Origin of the sequence: Flavobacterium sp. J27, assembly GCF_004303025.1 — a bacterium.
Classification (GTDB): domain Bacteria; phylum Bacteroidota; class Bacteroidia; order Flavobacteriales; family Flavobacteriaceae; genus Flavobacterium.
The window spans coordinates 12,405-35,816 of the sequence record NZ_PJQW01000019.1; the positions used below are offsets into that span (position 1 = coordinate 12,405).

A 23,412-nucleotide genomic window follows, 5' to 3' on the forward strand; every position below is an offset into this window, starting at 1 on the left:
GCTATCAATACTTAGATGTGTTTACTTTCCTAAATGTTTCTTTGCTTTTTTTGCATAACGACCATTAGGAAATAGTTCCCAATATTTTTCAATTAATTTTGTAGTGTTTGTTGTTGAGCTACCTTTCTCTTGAGATTCTAATTTAGAAAAAGCTTCTGCGGCTTCCCAAATGTTATCATCCATCATGCTTTTATCACCGCCATTATTAAGGGAAGAAATATAGTATGCAACTGCATTCTCATAGTCTCCTAAAAAATGGTACGCAACTCCTATTTGACTTTCATATAGTCCTTTATTATTAGGGTAATTTTCAGATAGTTTTTTATATAAATCTAACGATTCACTAAATTTTCCACTTGTCATTAATTTAGAAGCATTACGCATCATTTCATTTTCATCATTTTGTGCTATTGGATTTTTAGCTATGAAATCATCATTTTTTTCATCTAAATCTTGTAATGTGCTTTTTTTCTTTCCAAATAAAGCATTAAATAGTCCCATTTTTATATTGTTTAAATATTTCCCTACTCGTTTGGCTTTTCGGAGTCGCCCCGTTTTTTGAGCGGTCACTGGTTTCCGCTTTTGTAATGCAATATTATTTTCAAAACAGTCAAAAATTGTCATCAATATCTTTGATAATTCTTAATACGAGTCTACAATTTCTCTTTGTGAATTTGCTCAGAATCTAGTGGTAACACGTAATTATTATTCTTGAGAAACAATCTTACTTAAAGCTTGAATATCAGGTATAAAGCCATAATCTGATTCTGATATTATAGTAGAGTTAGTCAGTAGAGCTATAACTAGGTTTCGTTCAGGATATAATAGCAATAGTGAGCTTGTAGAGGGTAACTCTCCTAAATGATAGTACACTTTCTCTCCACCTTTGTTTTGACCAATATACCAACCTATACCATAGTTAACTGGTTTCTCTTTTTCATCTAACTGGTTCTGGAACATCTCCTTTTTAGTAGTTGAATCAAAAATTGTGTTATTGATTATTGATGCACCAAACTTTACCAAATCATCTGTTGTTGAAAGCAATCCTCCTGTTGCATAAGAATAACTTAAGTCATAAGGTGTTGCTTCTTCTCCAGTAGAAAAATAGAACTTACTTTTATTTGGCATAATACTATCCTTAACCTCACCATAGGTATTATACATTTTCAATGGTTTCCAAATATTGTGATGCATATAATCCAAATAGTTCTTCTTAGAAATATTTTCAATAGCAGCACCTAACAAAGTATAATTAAATGAAGAATATAAAAAATTTGCGCCTGGTTTTGTAACTAATGGATCATTTTTAAAGAGTTCAAGAGCATCTGATAAATTGTTATAATGTTTTTGAATAAATACCTCATCCAAACTCTTTCCATAATAATCGCGTATGCCTGCTAAATGTCCTGCTACTTGTCTTATAGTAATAGGATATTCTTTTTTTGGAAATTCTGGAACATATTCTTGAATGTTTGCGTTTAAATCTAATAAGTCTTTAGAATATAGTTGCATAATGGCTACAGCTGTCATTGTTTTGGATACACTAGCTATTCTAAATTGAGTTTGGTTATTAACTTCTTTCTTTAATTGAATATCTGAAAAGCCATAACCGTTTGAAAAAATAGTATTATTGCTTTTAGAGATTGACAATTGTAATCCTATTATGTTGTATTTTTCTTTAAACTTTATAGCCCAATTATCAATTTGTTCCTTTAAATTTTCATTATTAATGATTTGTGATTTATTGTTGTCTTCATTTCTGTTAGGCTGATTAGATAATGTAACTTTAGCAGAAAGTATTCCTGAAGATATTTTCCATTCTCCAAAACTATTAGAACGGTAGTAACAAGTAAAGTTTTCACGATCTTTATCAGATTTTGTTACTCCGAATACAGTGCCTGCAATAACAGAACTAATTTGCGGAATCATTACTCGTTCATTATTAACTACTACTGTATCATATGAAACACGATTAGGATATGCTTTCATATATTCTTCATATTTTGTTGAAATGTATTCTCGATCATTAGAATTTAAAATCCATTCAAAAACAAGAAAAAATGAGCTATCTGTAATTTTATGCAGCTCCTTTACATCAAAATCTAACCATCCTTTCTTTATATCTGATACTTTTAAAATTTGCTCTTTAATCAAATCTTCACCTGGTCTTTTTGTCATGCCATCAACGGACATTATTCGTAATCTAACTTTAAATTTTGGAGAAAGATTCTTGGCTATATATAATGAGGCATTGGAAATAAACTCTAAATCAGGATTATTCTTTTCAATCAACAAAGCCATAGCACTACCTGCTTTTAATCTATCATAGTGGAGTTGTCCAGATAACAAAAGACTTTTACCGTTTCCGTAAGTTTCACTTTTCTTTTTTTTCTTTTGATATGTCAATTCTATAGCTTCTAATTCAGTAATATCCTCATTAAGTCGAATTACTATATTTAATTTGTCTGAAAACGAAGAGCCATTAATTGTTTGAGAAACATATCCAAGTGATGAAAAAATTATGGAAGATGTTACGTTTTCCTCAGGGATCTGAACAAAAAAGCTTCCATCTTCATTTGAAATGGTTCCTATTTCAGTGTTAAGAATTCCAATATTAGCATAAGATATTGGTACATTTGTTTTACTATCTATTATTTTTCCTTTAAGCTTTATTTGACCATTGCTAATTGACATAAAAGCAAATAATGCTAAAAAAGATAAAAAGTTCCTCATAAGTTTATTTTTGATTTTAATGTGTTTAAAGAATACTATTTACTCACTTTCTTTATAGCTAATGCGCCAAAGCATAGGTTCATAGGTTGAAACATTATACCATTTTACCTCAATTGTTGTTGGAAGATTAAACTCGTTATATTGATAAATCCATTTTGTTCCACTTTCTAAATTCTTGGTCATATTGTTTTGTGAAATATTTTTTGCAAAAGTTGCTTCATTACCAAAATATGGTAATGGTTCAAATGGTAATACACCACTTATCCCGCAATATGGCTTCAATCCATTGTCATACTCATAGTTAAAATATTGATCTTCTGTTTGACCTCCATCTTCTGGCAAATTATTTCCTGATCCTAAAAGTTTAATTTGTTCCACATTTTCAGTATTATTAAAAAAAAGTGTTACATATTCGGTATTATCCTCATCTTTAAGTCCTCTCATTTTTCCATCTGCATAGTATATATAATTTTTAGCACCAATTAAATTGCCGTTTTTAAAAGTTTCAGCACGGAATATTTGATCTTGTTCGTTGTAATAAACTTTAGTTAAGTGGCTAAATTGTGGAAATGTATAATCCGTATAAATTATTTGTGATACTCGTTCATTTTCATATTCAATTTCATAAATTGAATTCCTATTATTTACAGGATCGGTATCTTTCCGCATAATTAGCTGATTATTTTCATTGTAGAAATATTCAGCCAATATGTTATTATTATAATCATATACTTTGTCTACCAAAAATTGACTTTGGGTTGCAATTATTATCGTATCATCAGTGTTGTTGCAACTTGTTAATGCAATAAAAATGATATATATTATTAAGATATTTTTTTTCATAGTTTATATTTTAGAGTTAATAAATAAGCTATATAAAATAAAGTGTCAAAAATGACTCTATAGCGGTCTCGGCTATGAGTAGTTGAGCGGTTTATAACTTAACTTTGCAAGTACAAGCAATTACTTGTAGCCATTGTTGTAAAACGTTTTTATTCTGCGTATTCTTATTCATCCCAACTTATTAAAATCCGTTTCAGGTTTTCCGCTTTGACTAGGTAGAATATTGTCCAAAGAAAGTACCCAAATTATGAATGCTAAAAAGAAAAACACTAAATTCAGTCCGCTATATTCTAAATCCATGTATACGAATAGAAAAGTCATAATTATTGCACCAATAAAATTGTAAAGAGTCGCATTTTTAATACTCATTTCGATAAGTCCAGTTAAGAAATTCCACCCAACCAATCTGTCCGTTATTTTCACTTTTTCTGGGTCAGAAAAGTCAATTATTATTCTTTGAGCATAGTCTGATTTGACTATTATTTTGTTATTTTTCTTTTCAAATTTATAGTCAAACTTATTCAGTAATTGTTCGGTTTTTTCTATTCCCATAATTTTTGTTTAAATGTTTTACAACTATTCATTTATAAAAGTAGCAGAACAACTTTTAAAGAAGTTTTCATAATATGAATCTTTAACAAAATGTTCTTATATAATTCTAAAGGCAAAGGTAAACGTGTAGTATAATTTTTACCCCACCCAGAATGGGTAGTTTTTAGATTTTTAATGTTAAAAATCATGCTTTTAATACTGTTTTAGTAGTTTTTTGCATTTAAATTTTTTTACTTTACCGAAGTTTCAAATTCAAAAATATGTGGCTTAGAGTTATCGTATTCTTTTTCTTTTGTTATGGAATTGCTCAAAATAAACCTATTCACTTTTCCTCTTCTAATGGGTTACCTCATGATATTACCTATGGCTTATTTCAAGATTCTTTAGGGTATGTTTGGATTGGTACTGATAATGGATTGGTAAAATATGATGGTAATGAGTTTAAAACATTTACCATAAAAGAAGGATTACGTTCTAACTATGTCATTGATATTAATGAAACAAAAGATAATAAAATAGTAATAGGAATGTGGGGTGGTGGTGTACAGCTTATTCAAAATGACTCTGTTTTAGACTTTAAAGGATCAACTAATCATTTTTCAAAAATTTGTAAGATTAATATACACGGAAATACAATTATTGCCAGTTCAGAAAACAATAGATTCCATGTTTTATATAAAAATGGCAATAATTATATTGAAGAGAAAACAAATTTTAAAAATAAAAAAAATGTTGCGCTTTTTAATATAAAAGAAAAAACCGGAGTAGACAATTCAAGAACTTTAAGCCCAATTAATATTAACGATAATTTATTTTTTATAGGAGGTAATAATTTTGGTCTTCAAAAAATAAAAGGGATTATTTCATTAGATTTTAAAAAAAAATCATACAAAGAAGAATTTTCCTTTTTAAGTAATAAAGAAATTAATGATTTAATCTATAAAGATGGAATTTATATAGGGTTAACAGATAAAGAAGAAATTATTTTTAATGATAAAAAAATTCTTAAAGTTAAAGCTGTAAAGTTTAAAGAAGCAAAAAGCAACTTTAAGTTTAAAAGATTTGTAAAGACTAAGCGATTTAGTGTCTATATTTTGGAAGATGATTTTCATACAAGTGATCAAATAATATTATATGATAACATAAGTAAAAAAGAAATTAATTTTTCATCTGAACAAAGAATAAATACTCTTGTAAGTGATATTATAAAAGATAAAGATGAGAATATTTGGATCTCATTAAATGGTCAAGGTGTTTATTTTATTCCTAATACCTATGAACACGATAATAAATCTTTTTTTGGTAATATCCCCTTACACGATGTAACACAATTAAATAATAGTTTATATTTTTTATCTTTAACTTCAATTTATACTCTTAATAATAATGAGCATACTAAGACCTATCCTTTTACGTGTTTTTTAGAAGGTTTTAACACTAACTTTTCAAACAAAGATTCATTAATAATTACAGTTACTTCTTTGAGCAAGCATCATGATAGCACTAATAAAGAATTGAGCAATGTATCATTATTAAATTCTTTCTATAAAAAAAGAATTAATGGCACTGACATATCAGTATCTTTTTGGGGAAATAAACTAACCGTTTTTAAAAATAAAGCTCCACTAAAAATTAATTTTAAAGAACAAATTCAAATAAATGACGTACAGTTAATTAATAATGAATTATGGGTAGCCACTAATTTTGGTTTTTATATTTATGATACTAAACATTTTAAAGAAAAGAGAAGAGTGTCTTCTTTACAAGGATTGTCTAATACCAATATTAAATCTTTTACCACATCACAAAACAAAGTATATGTAGCCACTATTGATGGGTTAAATGTGATAGATAAAGATTCCGTAAAAGTTTACACTAAAAAAGATGGATTGCCTTCAGATAATTTGAATCGTGTTTTTGTAGATCATCATAACATTGTTTGGTTGTCACACCAGAAAGGATATTCGGTATTTACGAATGGTAATTTTTATAATTTTACTAAAGAAAACGGGAGTTCATTCTCTTACGTTAACAAAATAATAGAAGACGACAATAACTTTATTTGGTTAGTAGGAAGCAATGGAGCGAAAAGAATAAAAAATACTTTGCCTTTTAAACCAGACAACAAACCTTCAATTCAAATAAACAAAAGAAATGATCAATTTAAATTAAATGTAATAGACTTTTCAGGCGAAGCATTACTAATACAGTACAGAATTGGAGATGATGATTGGATATCAACACAGGAAAGAGAGTATAATTTTTCGAATTATCAATATGGTTTACATAAAGTTCAATTTAGAGTAAGAAGATCATCAAGTGATTGGAGTTATTCTACAATTTATAGTTTTTCAAATGCGGCTCCTTGGTATAAAACTTGGTGGGGTGTATTGATAATCTCAGTTAGTATCTTACTCTTCTTATTGTACAGAATTTTAAACATTCATAAAAAGAATAATTTGTTAAAAAATTCAATAGCCAGTCAAAAAAAATTAGAAAAGGAACTTAGTGAAGTACGAGAAAATGTAGCTAGTGATTTTCACGATGAATTGGGCAATAAATTAGCAGGTATAACCATTGTTTCAGAATTAATGCTAAAAGACGAGTTTATTAAGCAGTCTGATTCTTTTGAAGCAATAAAGCAAATCCAAAAAGACTCAAAAAGTTTGTATTTTGGTATAAGAGATTTTGTATGGAGCATTGATAGTAAAAGCGATTATCTAGAAGAGTTGATTATTTATTTGTCAGATTTCGGTGAAGAATTATTTCAAAATTCTAAAATTACTTTTAAAGTGGAGAAGGAGATTAATCAAGAGATAAGAAAATTACCTAACTATTGGAGTCGCCAATTATTATTACTTTTTAAAGAAGCAATGACAAATAGCTATAAGCATTCCAATGCGACTGAGGTTATTTTGTCAATTAATTTAAAAAAGAATGTGTTAAAAATTGAATTAAAAGACAATGGGAAAGGATTTATAGAATCAGAATTAAAAAGAAAAAATGGTTTGAATAATATGCAGAAGAGAACACAGAAAATTGAAGGAGAATTGCAAATAATTACAGGAGAAGAAACCAAAATTATATTTACTGGACTAATAAATAGGTAAAAATGAAAAAAAAAGTTGTACTTATAGAAGATTATCAAGTAGTATTAGATTCATTTATTAAAATAATTAATAATACTGAAGATTTTATAGTTGTAGGAGAATTTAATACCTGTGAAGATGCGTTGGTTAAGATTCAAGAAATAAGACCAGATTTTGTATTGATTGATATATCACTTCCAGGAATGAATGGAATTGAAGGAATAAAAAGAATTAAAAACTTACTTCCGTCTATTTCAATCATAGTGGTAACTGTTCATGAAAACTCTAGATATGTATTTGATGCTTTATGTGCAGGAGCAGTAGGATATGTCACTAAAAGTAGTGGAGGAGGAAAATTAATTGAAGCTTTGTACCAAGTAGAAGCAGGTGGAGCTCCTATGAGTATTAATATAGCTAGAATGGTTGTAGAGTCTTTTCAAAAAAAACAGATTGACAATTTAACCGATAAAGAAAATCAAGTGTTGGACTTACTATCAGATGGAAAAACCTATGCATCTATAGCCGAAACCTTAAATGTAAGTATCAACACAATAAAATTCCATGTTCGTAATATTTACGAAAAACTGCATGTATCTAATAAAGATGAGTTAATTGATTTGATTAAAAATAAATCAATTAACCATAAATAAACCATATTGTGTGAAAGTAAAATTTATTTTTGGTTAATATGTTAAGTTTAAGGTTGTGATTGTAAAATTATGTATTTCGACAGTTCATTCCAATAAATTTCTTTGTGTTTATCATCCGAAATAAGCCCCCTTTTTGCGGTCAATAATATATCCTGGCATTTATCATTAAATTAATTTTCAAATATAATCAACTTTGTAAAGTTATTCATTTAGATCGATAAATGAACTATTTTTTATCATAAACTACTGCTAATATGTCAGTTGCTATTTGTCTACAACTTTTGGAATGATTTTAGTGCATTTTTAGAAAACCAAGTAATTATGAAAACCGAACCAATACAAATAGCTTCAGTAGATTTATTTAAGTTTATTGATAATAACAAAATTTCTGTAATTAAAGCAGGACTTGAAGAAGTCCTTGATTTTAATTCAACTTTAAACAGTCAACTAAATCAATTTTATAAAAACACAATAAAAATTGGATTTATTAATATTGAAAGCTTAGATTATACTGATGAATTTGTACGGTCTTTAATTGGTGAAAAAATGATAAATATTGGCTTGGAAAGTTCTGACAAGATGTTGCCAGGTTATTATTTATTTAAAGATTCGAGGTTGGTCGCCTATCATCCTGGAACATTTGATATTTCAAAATTAGATCCTCAGGTTCAAAAGGCTACAATTTGGACGGGTATTGCTCTTGCAGTAATCGCAGGCCTTTCAGATAAAAGTTTTGCAACAGCATTATTAACATTTTCAGCTACTTTGGACGCTAGTACTGGAATGAATATTTCTAAATTTTTTAAAGAAATATTAGAGTCAAAAGATGAAGTTAATATTTTAAAAAAACAAAAAGCAGTTTTTCTTACTGAAATAGATAAAGCTTATGCATTTTTGAAGGTATCAAAATTTGCAAGTGATGATGAAGTAAAAAAGGCTTGGAGAAATATGCAAAAAGAATTTCATCCAGATGCCAGTAAAACTGATAAAGATAAAAGAACAATAATTTCTGCACATATAAATGAGGCTTACGAATTAATCGTAAACCATAGAAAAGCAACTAAAACTAAATTTAGTTTTTCATAAATTGATTAAAGTAAATTTTAACTTATTGGTCAATACAAAATTATTTGTTTTCAGGACTATATTTAGTATATTCTTATACCAAAAGTAGCGTATGTGATTCTGGAATTAAATACTATACTTTATAAATTTATTACATTAAAAAAGACACCCAAGCATCTCTATTTCTTCCAAAAAATCTACTACCTATAAAAGAACTTTGCTTAATCTTCAGGTAAAGCATAGTGAAAAAATCGCCCTGCACACCCAATAATGATGCTTTTCAACACCCTTTTAGTGGCTTTCTAATTGCCTTGTATTATATCTAGCCCAGTTTTTGTAGGAGTTTCTATTTTCTTATAGCTTCTTTCTACTTTTTACAGAATATTCAACAATTCTCATATAAATTTTCACGTTATTATAAGGAACTCACCTCGAAAGTCATTTTCTACATTTGTGTCAGTATAGATGAATAGGCTTAAATAATCAATCCCTGAAATAATTTCAAATGGAATCAAATTATTATCCTGCCTACTGATTTTCAAATGTTTGAAAGTCTATGAAATGTTCATTATGAAAATAGAATAAATAAATCATTATGAAAACAACTTATCTATACGTCCGAGTAAGCACGGATGAGCAAAAGAGAAAGGGATACTCTTTACCAGAACAAGAAGATCGGTTATTAAAATATTGTAGGGATAACAATATAGAAGTCAAGGACATTTATAGGGAAGACTTCTCTGCCAAGAATTTCAACCGCCCTGAATGGAAAAAGTTAATGGGAGTTATCAAAAGTAATTCATCAAAGAATGATAAGAGTATATTATTCATTAAATGGGATCGATTTAGCAGAAATATTGAATACGCTTATGAGATGATAGGTATACTTAGAAAATACAGGACAACAGCAATGGCTATTGATCAACCTATAGATTTTTCTGTACCAGAAAGCACGGTAATGCTTGCCGTTTATCTATCAATACCAGAAGCGGAAAACAATAGAAGAGCCCTGAATACGGTAAACGGCATCCGTAGGGCAAAACTAATGGGCAGATATCCTAACAAAGCTCCTTTGGGTTTTATTAATATGACAACAGTGGACGGTAAAAAAATCATAGCGCTTAAGCAACCCGAAGCGGGTATTATAAGAAGAGTTTTCTATTTGTTGGCTAAAAATACCTATACGATTGGGGAAATTCGAAAGATAGCCAATGAAAAGGGACTTAGCTGTTCTCGGTCACATTTTTTCAGAATTATACACAATCCTATTTATTGTGGTCTTATACCCATAAAATTCAACTCTAAAGAACAAGAAATGGTAAAGGGAATCCATGAGCCATTGATTTCAGAATCATTGTTTTATAAGGTTCAGGACATCATTACAACCAAAAGAAAGATTACTGCCAAAAAAGACCTACTGAAAGATACATTTTTTCTTAGAGGCTTTTTGGTGTGCCCTGTTTGTGCCCGAAAACTTAGTGGAAGTTTTTCTAAGGGATCAACAAAAAGATACCCATACTATCATTGTGTGGGAAGATGTAAAACAAGAATCAACGCACCTTTTCTTAATGATTGTTACCAACGTAAACTTCAGCAATTGGTAATTTCAAATGGAGCGATTGAACTATTCAAATGTATTTTAGAAGATTGTAATACAAACACACACAAAACAGAGTATTTTCAAAATCGAAGTCAGACGATTAGAAAGCTAAATGAGCAGGAATTAATTCTTTCCAAGGCTCGGAGGTTATTTGTATCAGATATACTAAAACCAGATGATTATGGAGAATTAAAAAGAGAATGCCATGTCAATTTCAAACATTTGAAAAGGGAGTTACGTAATATCAACATTAAGTTAAAGGATATTGAAGAGAAATACCAGACAGGTGTCAGGTCGTTTGTAGACATCTTTCAAGGATTTTCAAGTTTGGATCCGACCGATAAGAGGTATCTTGTCAATCTGATTCCACCGCATAGAGTTGATTTCAAAACAGGAGATATTATTTTGGATTTGGATAGTCCTCTATCTAAAATATTGCTAAAGAAAGGACAATCAAAAAAATAATAGATATGGGTTTCATCGATAAAAAAGTTTCAATTAAGCATGCAATTACTGCATTAGCAAAAAATGGTATTGTGATAAATGATAATGAAGCGGCTGTTATATTAGACTTCCTTTATTTCATGTCAAAAAATTACAATAAACCTAAAGACGGAAAAGAATTCGAAACCTTAGAGAGAAATCGAACTTCGGAAAAACCACCGAAAAGAGTACCAAAGTAAGGGATTTAGGTGGTTTTATATGTTACCTAAAGATTTAGGTTGGTAAAAAAATCGAACTACAAATGACCAAACAAAACTGTTTGGTTTACAAGACTTTATTGGCATAAAAAAAGGAGATAACTACTAAGTAGTATCTCCTTAAGTGATCCCGTCAGGATTCGAACCTGAGACCTACTGCTTAGAAGGCAGTTGCTCTATCCAGCTGAGCTACGAGACCAATATTTTTCAGTCGGGGTGGCAGGATTCGAACCTGCGACCTCCTGCTCCCAAAGCAGGCGCGATAACCGGGCTACGCTACACCCCGAAAACAAAAAAGCGGAGAGACAGGGACTCGAACCCTGGCATCGGTTACCCGATGACAGATTAGCAATCTGCTCCGTTACCACTCCGGCACCTCTCCAATAATCTGATAAAGAACTCATCTTTTTTGCGGTTGCAAATGTATATCTTAGTATTGTAATTTACAACATTTCTTTAAGTTTTTTTTCGTTTTTTTTGTGTTTTTTTTCTGAAAAGCTTATCATTCAATAAGATACAAATAAACATTTTTTAAGATTAAAATAAATTTTCCCTAACACCCTTCTTTTTTTAATCTTATATATTATAAAAATTGCAATTTTTATCAATAAAAATAGTAAATTCGCAATTCAATTAAAAAACCATATCATGAAAAAAGTTGTTATAGTTGCTGCAGTAAGAACACCTATTGGTAGCTTTATGGGCGCTTTATCTTCAGTACCTGCTACAAAATTAGGAGCAATTGCTATAAAAGGAGCCTTAAATAAAATCAATTTAGACCCAAAAGAAGTAGATGAAGTATTAATGGGTAATGTGGTTCAAGCTGGAAACGGTCAAGCTCCAGCAAGACAAGCAGCTATTTATGCTGGTATTCCTGACACTGTTCCTTGTACAACTGTGAACAAAGTATGTGCTAGCGGAATGAAAGCCGTAATGCAAGGCGCACAAGCTATTATGTGTGGTGATGCTGAAGTAGTTGTTGCAGGAGGAATGGAAAACATGAGTTTGATTCCCCATTATGTTCACATGAGAAATGGTGTAAAGTTTGGTCCTACTAGTTTAGTTGATGGAATGCAAAAAGATGGGCTTACTGATGCGTATGACAATAATGCGATGGGAGTTTGTGCAGATTTATGCGCTACAGAACACAATATTTCAAGAGAAGCACAAGATAATTTTGCTATTCAATCTTATCAAAGATCAGCTGCAGCTTGGGATGCAGGAAAATTTGATTCCGAAATTATATCTGTCGAAGTTCCCCAAAGACGTGGTGATGCTATAATCGTTTCAAAAGATGAAGAATATACTAATGTAAAATTAGAAAAAATTCCTGCTTTAGCAGCTGTGTTCACAAAAGAAGGAACTGTTACTGCCGCTAATGCTTCTACGATTAATGATGGTGCAGCTGCTTTAGTTTTAATGAGCGAAGAAAAAGCAAATGCACTAGGATTAAAACCACTTGCCTACATTAAATCTTATGCTGATGCAGCACAAGAGCCAAAATGGTTTACAACCGCTCCTGCAAAAGCACTTCCTATTGCTTTAAACAAAGCAGGTGTATCTATTGACGCTATTGATTATTTTGAATTCAATGAAGCTTTCTCTGTAGTCGGATTAGCTAATGCAAAAATTTTAGGTTTAAAAGAAGATAAAATCAATGTAAATGGTGGTGCTGTATCTTTAGGCCATCCTTTAGGGTGTTCTGGAGCTAGAATTATTGTAACACTTATTAATGTTCTAGAGCAAAACAATGCAAAATTAGGTGCAGCAGCAATTTGTAATGGAGGTGGTGGCGCTTCAGCTATAGTAATTGAAAGAGCATAATAAATAAAATTATGAATTATGGGTTAGGAATTGTAGTTTTGTCCTAACTCATAATTTACCTTTATCTAGTAACAAACAATGTTTGGAATTTGCAATCTTGCCATTATACCTCTTAGATTAGAGCCTTCCGACAGAAGCGAACAAGTTTCTCAATTACTTTTTGGAGAACATTTTAAGATTTTAGAAAAACATGAAAAGTGGACTCAAATAGAAACAGCATTTGACAATTATATTGGTTGGATAGATAACAAACAATATCAAAGCATTAAAGAAGAACAATATCTTGTTTTAGAAGAATCTCCGATAGTTTTAAACGGTGATTTGATCGAATATATTTCAACTCCTAGTAATCAATTACTCCCTATTCCTCTTGGAAGCAGTTTGTCTTTTTTAGATAATGAACAAATTAATATTTCCAATTATATTTTTGAAGGAATAAAAGTTTGTGGTATAAAAGCAAAATCAAATCTAATTAAAACAGCTTATATGTATCTAAATACGCCTTATTTGTGGGGCGGAAAAACTCCATTTGGAATCGATTGTTCTGGATTTACTCAAATGGTATACAAAATAAATGGTTATAAAATTTTAAGAGATGCTTCACAACAGGCTACTCAAGGAGAAGCATTGAGTTTTATTGAAGAAAGTGAACCAGGCGACTTAGCCTTTTTTGACAATGAAGAAGGCAACATTATTCATGTTGGTATTATAATGGAAGACAATTACATTATACATGCATCTGGAAAAGTTAGAATCGACCGATTGGATCATTTAGGAATTTATAATGCAGAAACTAATAGACACACTCATAAACTACGCGTTATAAAGAAAATAATATAGTTATATAAAAAAAGACCTCAATTTTAGAGGTCTTTTTTTTATTATTTTTCTTAAGAGTAACAACTAAAATTAATTAATAGTAGCGGCTTTATCTTTCATATCTAAAATCTCATATGCAGAACGCAATAAAATTCTAGTATTATTATCGTCTGATTTTAATTGATATGCTTTTTCTAAAAATGGTAATGCTGCTTTGAAAGTTTTCTTTCTTTTCTCCATTAATTCATCATATTTAGCCTTATCAGCAACATTTTTATTGATTTCGTCAACCAATTTACTATCGTCTTTTAAATAGTCATACCCTAAAGTAAAATTCATCTGAAATTCTGCATTAATTAATTCAGGGTCACTTGCATTTAAAGCTTTTGCTTCTTGTAGTGCCTTTTTTGTCTTTTCGTAGTTTTTATTTTGTAAAGCTAACAAAGCTAACATCTTATAAACTTCTGGTTTTTTTTCAGACATTTTTTCTTCTCTAGGATTAGATGCGAAACCTAACTGTATTTGTTTATCTCTATCTTCTTTACTAGGGTATAAAATTTCTTCACCAGTAGTTTTTGGAACAGCATAGTATTTAACTCCTTTTTTCAAATAATCACTATCTTTTAAATCCTCATAAAATTTTTCAGCTAAAAGATAATCTTGAGCTTGTACAGCTAATTCAGCAGAATTATTAAGAGCAACTCCCTCATTCTTAGGATCAAAAACATATAAATGATGAAACATTAAAGAAGCTTCTCTATAACTTGCCTCTTGAAAAAGTTTTGAAGCAGAACCATATAAAAAGTCTCTAAATTCATTTTTTTCTTTTAACAATTCATCAGAAAATATTTTTTTTCCTGTTTTTTCTTCAAAGGCTATCGTCTTATCTAAAACCAATCCATATTCTGCTAAAAAATCAGGGTGTAATAATTTTGATTTATCTTGTAAGGTAGCACTTGCTCCTTTAGCTTCATACTCAAGCGCAGGATAGATTGTCTTGAATAACTTAGCATACACTTTGTCTGACTCAGAAGTAGCTACTGTATTTAATTTATCAGACGCTTCTTTATAAGCTTTTAAATCTTCACTAGAAATTTCAGTTTTGTTGTAAATCTTTTTCAATACTTTCAATTCGTCTTTTTGTCCAAAAACTGTCATTGAAATTAGGGCAACAACACCCAAAAATAATCTTTTCATTTTGTAATCTTTTTTTTATAGTTTAATTATTCAATACAAAGCCCAAAATTAATTTTGGGCTTTATTTTTTTTATTCGTTTCCTTCGTTGTTTGACTCAAAATCTGTACCAGAATTTTCAGATTCTTCACCTTCCAAGCCTGTTTCTTCTTCTCTTAAAACTTTGGTTACAGCTGCAATAGAATCATTACCTTTCAAGTTAATTAATCTGACACCTTGTGTAGCTCTACCCATAACACGTAAATCAGATATTTCCATTCTAATGGTTAAACCTGATTTATTAATAATCATTAAATCATCTTCATCTGTTACAGCATTAATAGCTATAAGCGCTCCTGTTTTTTCTGTAATATTTAATGTTTTAACTCCTTTTCCACCACGATTTGTAATTCTGTATACATCCTCTCCATCTTCATCAACTAATTTAGTACGTTTTCCATAACCATTTTCGGTAACAACTAAAATCTGTGAATCATTAATATGAGCTTGATCAATGGATACCATACCAATTACCTCATCTTTCTCGTCTGCTAAAGTTATTCCTCTTACTCCAGAAGCTGTTCTACCCATAGGACGTGTTTTACTTTCTTCAAAACGAACTAATTTACCTGATTTCACAGCCACTAAAACCTGACTATTTCCTGTAGTTAATTTAGCTTCTAGTAATTCATCGTCCTCTTTAATCGTAATGGCATTAATTCCATTTTGACGTGGTCTAGAATATTGTTCTAAAGGTGTTTTCTTTACCTGACCTTTTTTGGTAGCCATAATAACATAATGACTATTTATATACTCTTCATCTTTTAAATCTTGAGTACAAATGAAAGCTTTTACCTTATCATCTGGTTCAATATTAATTAAATTTTGAATAGCTCTTCCTTTACTCGCTTTTGTTCCTTCAGGGATTTCAAATACACGCATCCAGAAACATTTTCCTTTTTGAGTAAAATACATTAAATATTGATGGTTTGTAGCTACAAATAAATGCTCTAAGAAGTCTTGATCTCTTGTAGCGGCGCTTTTTTGGCCTACTCCACCTCTATTTTGTGTTTTGTATTCCGTTAAAGAAGTACGTTTGATATACCCTGCATGAGAAATAGTAACCACAACTTGTTCATCAGCGATTAAATCTTCAATACTAACATCACCACCAGAATACTCAATAACAGAACGTCTTTCATCACCATATTTCTCCTTCATTTCGGTTAATTCGGTTTTAATAAGCTCCATTCTCAAGTCTTTACTTGCTAATAATTCTTTTAAACCATTAATTAATTTCATGATTTCTTCATATTCCGCTCTTAATTTATCTTGCTCTAGTCCTGTTAACTGACGCAAACGCATTTCAACAATAGCGCGCGCTTGAATTTCAGTTAATTTGAAACGATCAATTAATTTCGTTCTAGCTTCTTCACCGTCTTTAGACGAACGGATTAATGCGATTACTTCATCAATATTATCAGAAGCAATAATTAATCCTTCTAAAATATGTGCTCTTTCTTCTGCTTTTCTTAATTCATATTGCGCTCTTCTAATAACTACTTCATGTCTATGTTCAACGAAATAATGAATTAAATCTTTTAAATTTAATAATTCTGGCCTTCCGTTTACTAAAGCAATATTATTTACACTAAATGAAGATTGAAGTTGTGTGTATTTAAATAAGGTATTTAATACGACATTCGGAACTGCATCTCTTTTTAATTCATAAACAATACGCATTCCATTTCTATCCGATTCATCTCGAATAGCCGAAATTCCTTCAATTTTCTTTTCGTTTACCAAGTCCGCTGTCTTTTTAATCATGTCAGCTTTATTCACTTGGTAAGGAATCTCTGTTACAATTATAGCTTCTCTATTATTTGATTCTTCAAAATTAGCTTTGGCACGCATAACAATTCGACCTCTACCAGTTTTAAAAGCTTCTCTAACTCCTTCATAACCATATATTACACCTCCTGTTGGGAAATCAGGAGCTTTTACATATTGCATTAATTCGTCTACCTCTATAGCATTATTATCAATGTAAGCTAAAGTTCCATCGATTACTTCAGTTATATTATGTGGAGGCATATTGGTTGCCATACCAACAGCAATTCCTGAAGCTCCATTTATTAATAAGGTAGGTACTTTTGTAGGTAACACTTTTGGTTCTTCCAAAGAATCGTCAAAGTTCAATTGAAAATCTACCGTTTCTTTTTCAATATCTGCCAACATGTCTTCTGATATCTTGCGCATCCTTGCTTCAGTATAACGCATTGCTGCAGGACTGTCACCATCTACCGAACCAAAGTTACCCTGGCCATCAACCATTAAATATCTTAAACTCCATTCCTGAGCCATACGTACCATGGCGTCATATACAGATGTATCTCCATGAGGGTGGTACTTACCTAATACTTCTCCTACAATCCTTGCAGATTTTTTATAAGCACTATTTGACCTAATTCCTAATTCATGCATACCAAACAATACTCTTCGATGTACAGGTTTTAAACCATCTCTAACATCTGGAAGTGCTCTTGATACAATAACTGACATCGAATAATCAATGTAAGCTGATTTCATTTCATCTTCAATGTTAATAGGAATTAATTTTTCTCCTTCAGACATAAGTATTTATATTAAAATTATATTTTTTCTTTAACGCGCCAATATACGGCTTTTTAGCATTTTTATTTGTCTTTTAAAAGATTAATTTAAATGATTTATTAACAATCTATTCTTAAAAAAACATGTCAAATGAACTGACAAGAATTTTTTTTTATCGTTTTTTTTTTGTCAATTAGCTATAGATTCTATAAAAGGCATATTTTTTGCTTATTAGTTGATATCTTAGTATATTTACATTTACAATTTTCTATTATATGGACGATAATTTTTCACCAAGGGTTAAAGATGTTATTTCTTTCAGTAAAGAAGAAGCCTTACGATTAGGGCATGATTTTATTGGTACGGAACATCTTATACTTGGTTTACTTAGAGAAGGACAAGGAAAAGCAATGGCTATCTTAAATAATCTTGCAGTAGATTTTGATTATCTGAGAAAAAAAGTTGAAGTATTAAGTCCTGCTAGTTCTGTATCTGCCCAAAACAATGACAAAAAGAACCTACATCTTACTCGCCAAGCAGAAAGAGCTTTAAAAACTACTTTTCTAGAAGCCAAGTTATACAATAGTGCAACAATTAGTACAGCACATTTATTGTTGTGCATTTTACGTAATGAAAATGACCCTACAACAAAACTTTTAAACAAATTAAAACTAGATTATGAATTGATTAAAGATCAATATACAGCTATGATAACAAACGAAAATGATTATTCTGAAGACTTACCTAAAGCAGAATTCAATGATGAATCTGGTCAAGAGGAAAGTGCAAGAGATAGTGGCTTTAATAGCCCTTCTTCTGGAAACAAAACAAACAAGAAATCTAAAACTCCTGTTCTAGATAACTTTGGTCGTGATTTAACTGAAATGGCCGAAGAAGGGAAACTTGACCCAGTTGTAGGAAGAGAAAAAGAAATTGAAAGAGTTTCGCAAATTTTAAGTAGAAGAAAGAAAAACAATCCACTTTTAATTGGTGAACCTGGTGTAGGAAAATCTGCTATTGCAGAAGGTTTAGCCCTACGAATTGTTAAGAAAAAAGTATCCCGTATTTTATTTAATAAAAGAGTCGTAACACTTGACTTAGCCAGTTTAGTTGCTGGAACAAAATACCGAGGTCAGTTTGAAGAAAGAATGAAAGCGGTAATGAATGAATTAGAAAAGAATGATGATATTATTCTTTTTATAGATGAAATTCATACCATTGTAGGTGCTGGTGGCGCAACAGGTTCTTTAGATGCTTCAAACATGTTCAAACCAGCTTTAGCAAGAGGAGAAATTCAATGTGTAGGTGCAACTACTTTGGACGAATATCGTCAATACATTGAAAAAGATGGTGCCTTAGAAAGACGTTTTCAAAAGGTAATTGTGGAACCAACTTCTGTTGAAGAAACAATTACTATCTTAAACAACATTAAAGGCAAATATGAAGATCATCACAATGTAACTTACACCAATGAAGCTGTGGAAGCTTGTGTTAAGTTAACCAATCGATACATGACTGATCGCTTTTTACCAGACAAAGCTATTGATGCTTTGGATGAAGCTGGATCACGAGTTCATATTGTAAATATTGATGTTCCAAAACAAATTCTTGAATTAGAAAAACAATTAGAAGATGTTAGAGAACTAAAAAATACAGTTGTTAAAAAACAAAAGTATGAAGAAGCGGCTAAATTAAGAGATGATGAGAAAAGAATTGAGAAAGAATTAGCCATCGCTCAAGAACAATGGGAAGAAGACGCAAAAAATAATCGCGTGACGGTTACGGAAGACAATGTGGCAGATGTTATTTCTATGATGACAGGAATCCCTGTAAATAGAATAGCACAAACCGAGAGCAATAAATTAGCTAAACTTCCAGAATTAATAAAAGGAAAAGTAATTGGCCAAAATGAGGCCGTTGAGAAAATTGCCAAAGCGATTCAAAGAAACAGAGCTGGGTTAAAAGACCCTAATAAACCGATTGGTTCATTTATCTTTTTAGGACAAACTGGTGTAGGTAAAACACAATTAGCTAAAGTTTTAGCAAAAGAACTTTTTGATTCCGAAGATGCTTTAATCCGTATAGACATGAGTGAATATATGGAAAAATTTGCCATCTCTAGATTAGTAGGTGCTCCTCCGGGATATGTTGGGTATGAAGAAGGAGGACAATTAACTGAAAAAGTACGTAGAAAACCATATTGTGTAGTACTTTTAGATGAAATTGAAAAAGCACATCCTGATGTGTTTAATATGATGCTTCAAGTATTAGATGATGGCCATTTAACAGATAGCCTTGGTAGAAAAATAGATTTTAGAAATACTATCATTATCATGACTTCAAATGTAGGTGCGCGTCAATTGAAAGATTTTGGTCAAGGTGTAGGCTTTGGTACTTCTGCAAAAACATCTCAAGCAGACGAACACTCAAAAGGAATTATTGAAAATGCATTGAAAAAAGCATTTGCTCCAGAATTTTTAAATCGTATTGATGATGTTATTGTGTTCAATGCTTTAGAAAAAGCAGATATCGATTTAATTATTGATATTGAAATGGATAAATTATACTTACGAATTAAAGATTTAGGATATGATTTAAAACTTTCTGAAAAAGCAAAAGATTATATTGCTGATAAAGGTTTTGACAAGCAATTTGGAGCTAGACCTTTAAAAAGAGCAATTCAAAAATATGTTGAGGATGCTCTAGCCGAAGAAATTATAACCTCAAAAATACATGAGGGAGATCAAATTTTTATGGACTTAGATGAGACGAATAACGAACTCACCATAAAAATCAACAAACCAGAAAAACCTACTAAATAGTAGGTTTTTTTTTAGCATCAAAAAATTATAATTAAAAAAAAAATACTACTTTAGAAATAAATTAAATAGATAATGCAAGACAAAGTGATTGTTGGTAGCGAAGAATGGTGTTCCTTCCCTACTTTAGGAATTCCAACTATAAAAGCCAGAGTAGATTCGGGTGCAAAAACATCTGCTCTACACGCTACTAATTTAAAAACCTTTCAAAAAGACGGGGTCGATTGGGTTAAATTTGATATAAATCCAATTCAAAATAATGCAAAAACAATTATCAATTGTGAAGCAGAATTGGTAGACCAAAGAATAGTTAAAAGTTCTAGTGGTTACAGAGAAAGAAGGTTTGTTATTAAAACAACATTAGAAATCGGTGGTAAAAAATGGGAAGTACAACTAACTCTAACCAATCGAGATTCTATGGGATTTAGAATGTTATTAGGTAGAGAAGCTATGTCGGGAAGAATATTGGTAGATCCTGAAAAAAAATATTTACTAGGCCAACCAACTAATGAAAAGTTAAAAGAACTCTATTTTGATAACTCTACAGAAAAAAAAGGACTACGCATAGGGCTTTTAGCTAGTAATCCAGAGTTATATAGTAATAGAAGAATCATGGAAGCAGGAGAATTAAGAGGTCATGAAATGCACTTCTTAAATTTAAAATATTGCTATATGAAACTAGACGCCGATAATCCTGAAATACATTATAGAGGCGGAAAGATTTTAAATGATTTTGACGCAGTTATTCCAAGAATTAGACCGAGTATGACCTATTATGGTTGTGCATTAACACGTCAATTTGAAGCACTAAAGGTATTTGCACTAAATAATGCTGCGGCTATCACACAATCTAGAGATAAACTTTTTTCATTACAATTACTCCTTAATAATGGTGTAGATATTCCCACAACTGGTTTTGCAAATTCGCCTTTAGATACTGACGATTTAATTAAAATGGTAGGCGGTTCTCCTCTGATTGTTAAATTATTAGAAGGTACACAAGGAAAGGGAGTGGTTTTAGCAGAAACTAAAAAAGCGGCCGAATCGGTAATTAATGCGTTTAAAAGTTTAAATGCAAACATTTTAGTACAAGAATTTATAAAAGAAGCTAATGGAAAAGATTTACGCTTATTTGTGGTTGATGGTAAAGTAGTTGCTGCTATGCAAAGAGAAGCAGCACCTGGAGAGTTTAGAGCTAATATTCATATGGGAGGTTCTGCTTCAGTTGTAAAAGTAACACCTGAAGAAAAGAAAATTGCAATAAAAGCAGCCAAAGCTATGGATTTAAAGGTTGCTGGTGTCGATATTATTCGTTCTAGTAAAGGTCCTTTATTATTAGAAGTTAATTCTTCTCCTGGTCTTGAAGGCATTGAAGGCGCAACGAATAAAGATATTGCTGGTGAAATGATCAAAGCTATTGAAAAAAATTTTAAATGGAAATAGATAAATCATGAAAAAAAAATTCCTCTTATTCACATTTTTTTTAGGGTTTGTAAGCTTTGGTTTTTCCCAAGAATGTAAAGAATACAAAAACGGAACATTTAAACTTGAAGATAAAGAACTAGGAGTTACGTATATTATCAAACGAAAAGGGAATATTCAAACGGAAAGAAAATTAGGTGAAGATAAAGGTTTGGATTTTGAAGTCATATGGATTGATGATTGTACTTATATTCTGAAAAGTACTCCCGAAACCTCATTGTTTTTAAAAACGGAAGTTGATTTAGTAGTACAAATCAAAAATGTAAAAGGAAATTATTTAGAATTAGAAATGCACATGAAAGATCATGATTTTGAAACTACCAAAATGACAACTTTTGTAGAAGTAATAAACTAACTTTAAAATGAAAAAAAACAGACTTGAAGCCTTTAGTGATGGTGTTTTAGCTATTATAATAACGATAATGGTATTGGAATTAAAAGTCCCTGAAGGATTTGAAATTGAAGATTTAAAATCTTTAGCACCAAAGTTTTTAAGTTATGTTTTAAGTTTTATTTATTTAGCTATCTATTGGAACAATCACCATCATTTGATGCACACAGTAACAAAAATTACTTCAGGTATTTTATGGGCAAACATGAATCTACTGTTTTGGTTATCCTTAATTCCTTTTACCACTTCTTGGTTGGGAGAACATATTACTGAATGTGACCCTATGTCTTTATATGGGTTTACTCTATTAATGGCTGGTATTTCTTACTGGGTTTTAACCAATAGAATCATTGCTGCTGACGGAAATGATTCCCTTTTATTAAAAGCTATTGGAAAAGATTTTAAGGGTAAAATTTCAGTAGTGCTCTATTTAATTGCCTTGTTATCTTTACAATTTATCTATTGGTTTGCTCCTATTATATTTGTTACTGTAGCTATAATTTGGATTATTCCAGATAAAAGAATTGAAAAATCTATTGAACACTAAAAAACAAAAAAATGAATGTATTATCTCAAATTTTAGTAGCTTTTATAGCTATTTTACACTTGTATATTTTATGGCTAGAAATGTTTGCCTGGACAACAAGAGGTCCAAAAGTTTTTAGAACTGTTCCCAAAGAGCTATTTCCAAAAACAAAATCTATGGCTGCAAATCAAGGTTTGTATAATGGCTTTTTAGCGGCTGGTCTACTTTGGTCTTTATGCATTACCGATATGAGTTGGAGTAAAAATGTAGCTATTTTCTTTTGCGCTTGTGTATTAGTTGCAGGATTATATGGCGCTTATTCGGTCTCTAAAAGAATATTTTTTGTACAAGGAATACCTGCCATTTTAGCTTTACTTAGTTTGTTATTTTTATAAATTATAATCACCATTTTAAAAATAAAAAGGGCATTTAATAATAAACGCCCTTTTTTAATATATTGTCCCGTCCTGAAATAAGTTGACACAAAATCGACTTATTATGAATAGACTAGCAAACAAAGAAGAAAAGCGC

General features: G+C 30.6%; 18 protein-coding genes and 3 tRNA genes. 12 read left to right on the top strand and 9 right to left on the bottom strand.

The window, feature by feature from the left end; genetic code table 11:
• Window positions 1-21: 21 nt before the first annotated feature.
• The 4 genes from CX675_RS18730 to CX675_RS18745 all read right to left on the bottom strand — a co-directional run bounded on the left by CX675_RS18730 (window position 22) and on the right by CX675_RS18745 (window position 4,128).
• Entirely contained in the window at window positions 22-624 is a 603-nt protein-coding gene (locus CX675_RS18730; RefSeq protein ID WP_130736787.1) for a tol-pal system YbgF family protein, read from the bottom strand.
• An 81-nt stretch (window positions 625-705) separates the two neighbouring features.
• Entirely contained in the window at window positions 706-2,733 is a 2,028-nt protein-coding gene (locus CX675_RS18735) for a serine hydrolase (protein WP_130736788.1), read from the bottom strand.
• Window positions 2,734-2,772: 39 nt separating this feature from the next.
• Entirely contained in the window at window positions 2,773-3,576 is an 804-nt protein-coding gene (locus CX675_RS18740; protein WP_130736789.1) for a hypothetical protein, read from the bottom strand.
• Between the two features lie 168 nt (window positions 3,577-3,744).
• A complete protein-coding gene (locus CX675_RS18745; RefSeq protein WP_240723695.1) occupies window positions 3,745-4,128 on the bottom strand; it encodes a hypothetical protein in 384 nt (127 codons plus the stop codon).
• Between the two features lie 260 nt (window positions 4,129-4,388).
• On the opposite strand from CX675_RS18745, the gene CX675_RS18750 reads away from it, so the two are divergent.
• The 5 genes from CX675_RS18750 (at window position 4,389) to CX675_RS18770 (ending at window position 11,215) form a co-directional block, all read left to right on the top strand.
• Window positions 4,389-7,238, top strand: a complete 2,850-nt coding sequence (locus tag CX675_RS18750) for a two-component regulator propeller domain-containing protein (RefSeq protein ID WP_130736790.1) — start codon at window positions 4,389-4,391, stop codon at window positions 7,236-7,238.
• Window positions 7,239-7,240: 2 nt separating this feature from the next.
• Entirely contained in the window at window positions 7,241-7,867 is a 627-nt protein-coding gene (locus CX675_RS18755) for a response regulator transcription factor (protein WP_130736791.1), read from the top strand.
• 321 nt (window positions 7,868-8,188) lie between these two features.
• On the top strand, window positions 8,189-8,953 hold the full coding sequence (locus CX675_RS18760) for a J domain-containing protein (protein WP_130736792.1): 765 nt from the start codon (window positions 8,189-8,191) through the stop codon (window positions 8,951-8,953).
• Window positions 8,954-9,527: 574 nt separating this feature from the next.
• Window positions 9,528-10,997, top strand: coding sequence for a recombinase family protein (locus CX675_RS18765; protein WP_130736793.1), 1,470 nt, complete (start codon window positions 9,528-9,530; stop codon window positions 10,995-10,997).
• A gap of 5 nt (window positions 10,998-11,002) precedes the next feature.
• Window positions 11,003-11,215 (top strand): PTS sugar transporter subunit IIBC, encoded by a 213-nt coding sequence (locus CX675_RS18770; protein WP_130736794.1) that lies wholly within the window; start codon window positions 11,003-11,005, stop codon window positions 11,213-11,215.
• 143 nt (window positions 11,216-11,358) lie between these two features.
• On the opposite strand, the gene CX675_RS18775 is transcribed toward CX675_RS18770, so the two are convergent.
• The 3 genes from CX675_RS18775 to CX675_RS18785 all read right to left on the bottom strand — a co-directional run bounded on the left by CX675_RS18775 (window position 11,359) and on the right by CX675_RS18785 (window position 11,615).
• A tRNA-Arg gene (locus tag CX675_RS18775) sits at window positions 11,359-11,432 on the bottom strand.
• A gap of 12 nt (window positions 11,433-11,444) precedes the next feature.
• Window positions 11,445-11,519: transfer RNA gene (locus CX675_RS18780), tRNA-Pro, on the bottom strand.
• 12 nt (window positions 11,520-11,531) lie between these two features.
• A tRNA-Ser gene (locus CX675_RS18785) sits at window positions 11,532-11,615 on the bottom strand.
• Between the two features lie 263 nt (window positions 11,616-11,878).
• Between CX675_RS18785 and CX675_RS18790 the strand changes: the two genes are divergently transcribed.
• On the top strand, window positions 11,879-13,057 hold the full coding sequence (locus CX675_RS18790) for an acetyl-CoA C-acyltransferase (protein WP_165396094.1): 1,179 nt from the start codon (window positions 11,879-11,881) through the stop codon (window positions 13,055-13,057).
• Window positions 13,058-13,135: 78 nt separating this feature from the next.
• Window positions 13,136-13,897: a C40 family peptidase gene (locus CX675_RS18795; RefSeq protein WP_130736796.1), complete on the top strand. Its 762-nt coding sequence runs from the start codon at window positions 13,136-13,138 to the stop codon at window positions 13,895-13,897.
• Between the two features lie 69 nt (window positions 13,898-13,966).
• Here the strand turns inward: CX675_RS18795 and CX675_RS18800 are convergent, their stop codons facing one another.
• A complete protein-coding gene (locus CX675_RS18800; protein WP_130736797.1) occupies window positions 13,967-15,073 on the bottom strand; it encodes a hypothetical protein in 1,107 nt (368 codons plus the stop codon).
• A gap of 70 nt (window positions 15,074-15,143) precedes the next feature.
• A complete protein-coding gene (gene gyrA, locus CX675_RS18805) occupies window positions 15,144-17,684 on the bottom strand; it encodes a DNA gyrase subunit A (RefSeq protein WP_130736798.1) in 2,541 nt (846 codons plus the stop codon).
• Between the two features lie 254 nt (window positions 17,685-17,938).
• On the opposite strand from gyrA, the gene CX675_RS18810 reads away from it, so the two are divergent.
• From CX675_RS18810 to CX675_RS18830, 5 genes are all read left to right on the top strand, one after another.
• On the top strand, window positions 17,939-20,485 hold the full coding sequence (locus CX675_RS18810; protein WP_130736799.1) for an ATP-dependent Clp protease ATP-binding subunit: 2,547 nt from the start codon (window positions 17,939-17,941) through the stop codon (window positions 20,483-20,485).
• Between the two features lie 72 nt (window positions 20,486-20,557).
• A complete protein-coding gene (gene rimK, locus CX675_RS18815; RefSeq protein ID WP_165396092.1) occupies window positions 20,558-21,925 on the top strand; it encodes a 30S ribosomal protein S6--L-glutamate ligase in 1,368 nt (455 codons plus the stop codon).
• A gap of 7 nt (window positions 21,926-21,932) precedes the next feature.
• Window positions 21,933-22,319, top strand: a complete 387-nt coding sequence (locus tag CX675_RS18820) for a hypothetical protein (protein WP_130736801.1) — start codon at window positions 21,933-21,935, stop codon at window positions 22,317-22,319.
• A 7-nt stretch (window positions 22,320-22,326) separates the two neighbouring features.
• Entirely contained in the window at window positions 22,327-22,902 is a 576-nt protein-coding gene (locus tag CX675_RS18825; RefSeq protein WP_130736802.1) for a TMEM175 family protein, read from the top strand.
• An 11-nt stretch (window positions 22,903-22,913) separates the two neighbouring features.
• The gene (locus CX675_RS18830; protein WP_130736803.1) at window positions 22,914-23,276 is read left to right on the top strand and encodes a DUF1304 domain-containing protein; all 363 of its coding nucleotides are present in this window, start codon (window positions 22,914-22,916) and stop codon (window positions 23,274-23,276) included.
• The last annotated feature ends 136 nt before the right edge of the window (window positions 23,277-23,412 follow it).

Bases quoted from the DNA above. Each gene is read 5' to 3' on its own strand.
- gyrA (WP_130736798.1), bottom strand. From the start codon at position 17,684: ATGTCTGAAGGAGAAAAATTAATTCCTATTAACATTGAAGATGAAATG.
- CX675_RS18770 (WP_130736794.1), top strand. From the start codon at position 11,003: ATGGGTTTCATCGATAAAAAAGTTTCAATTAAGCATGCAATTACTGCA.
- rimK (WP_165396092.1), top strand. From the start codon at position 20,558: ATGCAAGACAAAGTGATTGTTGGTAGCGAAGAATGGTGTTCCTTCCCT.
- CX675_RS18730 (WP_130736787.1), bottom strand. From the start codon at position 624: ATGACAATTTTTGACTGTTTTGAAAATAATATTGCATTACAAAAGCGG.
- CX675_RS18820 (WP_130736801.1), top strand. From the start codon at position 21,933: ATGAAAAAAAAATTCCTCTTATTCACATTTTTTTTAGGGTTTGTAAGC.
- CX675_RS18800 (WP_130736797.1), bottom strand. From the start codon at position 15,073: ATGAAAAGATTATTTTTGGGTGTTGTTGCCCTAATTTCAATGACAGTT.
- CX675_RS18830 (WP_130736803.1), top strand. From the start codon at position 22,914: ATGAATGTATTATCTCAAATTTTAGTAGCTTTTATAGCTATTTTACAC.
- CX675_RS18765 (WP_130736793.1), top strand. From the start codon at position 9,528: ATGAAAACAACTTATCTATACGTCCGAGTAAGCACGGATGAGCAAAAG.
- CX675_RS18735 (WP_130736788.1), bottom strand. From the start codon at position 2,733: ATGAGGAACTTTTTATCTTTTTTAGCATTATTTGCTTTTATGTCAATT.
- CX675_RS18825 (WP_130736802.1), top strand. From the start codon at position 22,327: ATGAAAAAAAACAGACTTGAAGCCTTTAGTGATGGTGTTTTAGCTATT.
- CX675_RS18810 (WP_130736799.1), top strand. From the start codon at position 17,939: ATGGACGATAATTTTTCACCAAGGGTTAAAGATGTTATTTCTTTCAGT.
- CX675_RS18750 (WP_130736790.1), top strand. From the start codon at position 4,389: ATGTGGCTTAGAGTTATCGTATTCTTTTTCTTTTGTTATGGAATTGCT.
- CX675_RS18760 (WP_130736792.1), top strand. From the start codon at position 8,189: ATGAAAACCGAACCAATACAAATAGCTTCAGTAGATTTATTTAAGTTT.
- CX675_RS18795 (WP_130736796.1), top strand. From the start codon at position 13,136: ATGTTTGGAATTTGCAATCTTGCCATTATACCTCTTAGATTAGAGCCT.
- CX675_RS18740 (WP_130736789.1), bottom strand. From the start codon at position 3,576: ATGAAAAAAAATATCTTAATAATATATATCATTTTTATTGCATTAACA.
- CX675_RS18755 (WP_130736791.1), top strand. From the start codon at position 7,241: ATGAAAAAAAAAGTTGTACTTATAGAAGATTATCAAGTAGTATTAGAT.
- CX675_RS18745 (WP_240723695.1), bottom strand. From the start codon at position 4,128: ATGGGAATAGAAAAAACCGAACAATTACTGAATAAGTTTGACTATAAA.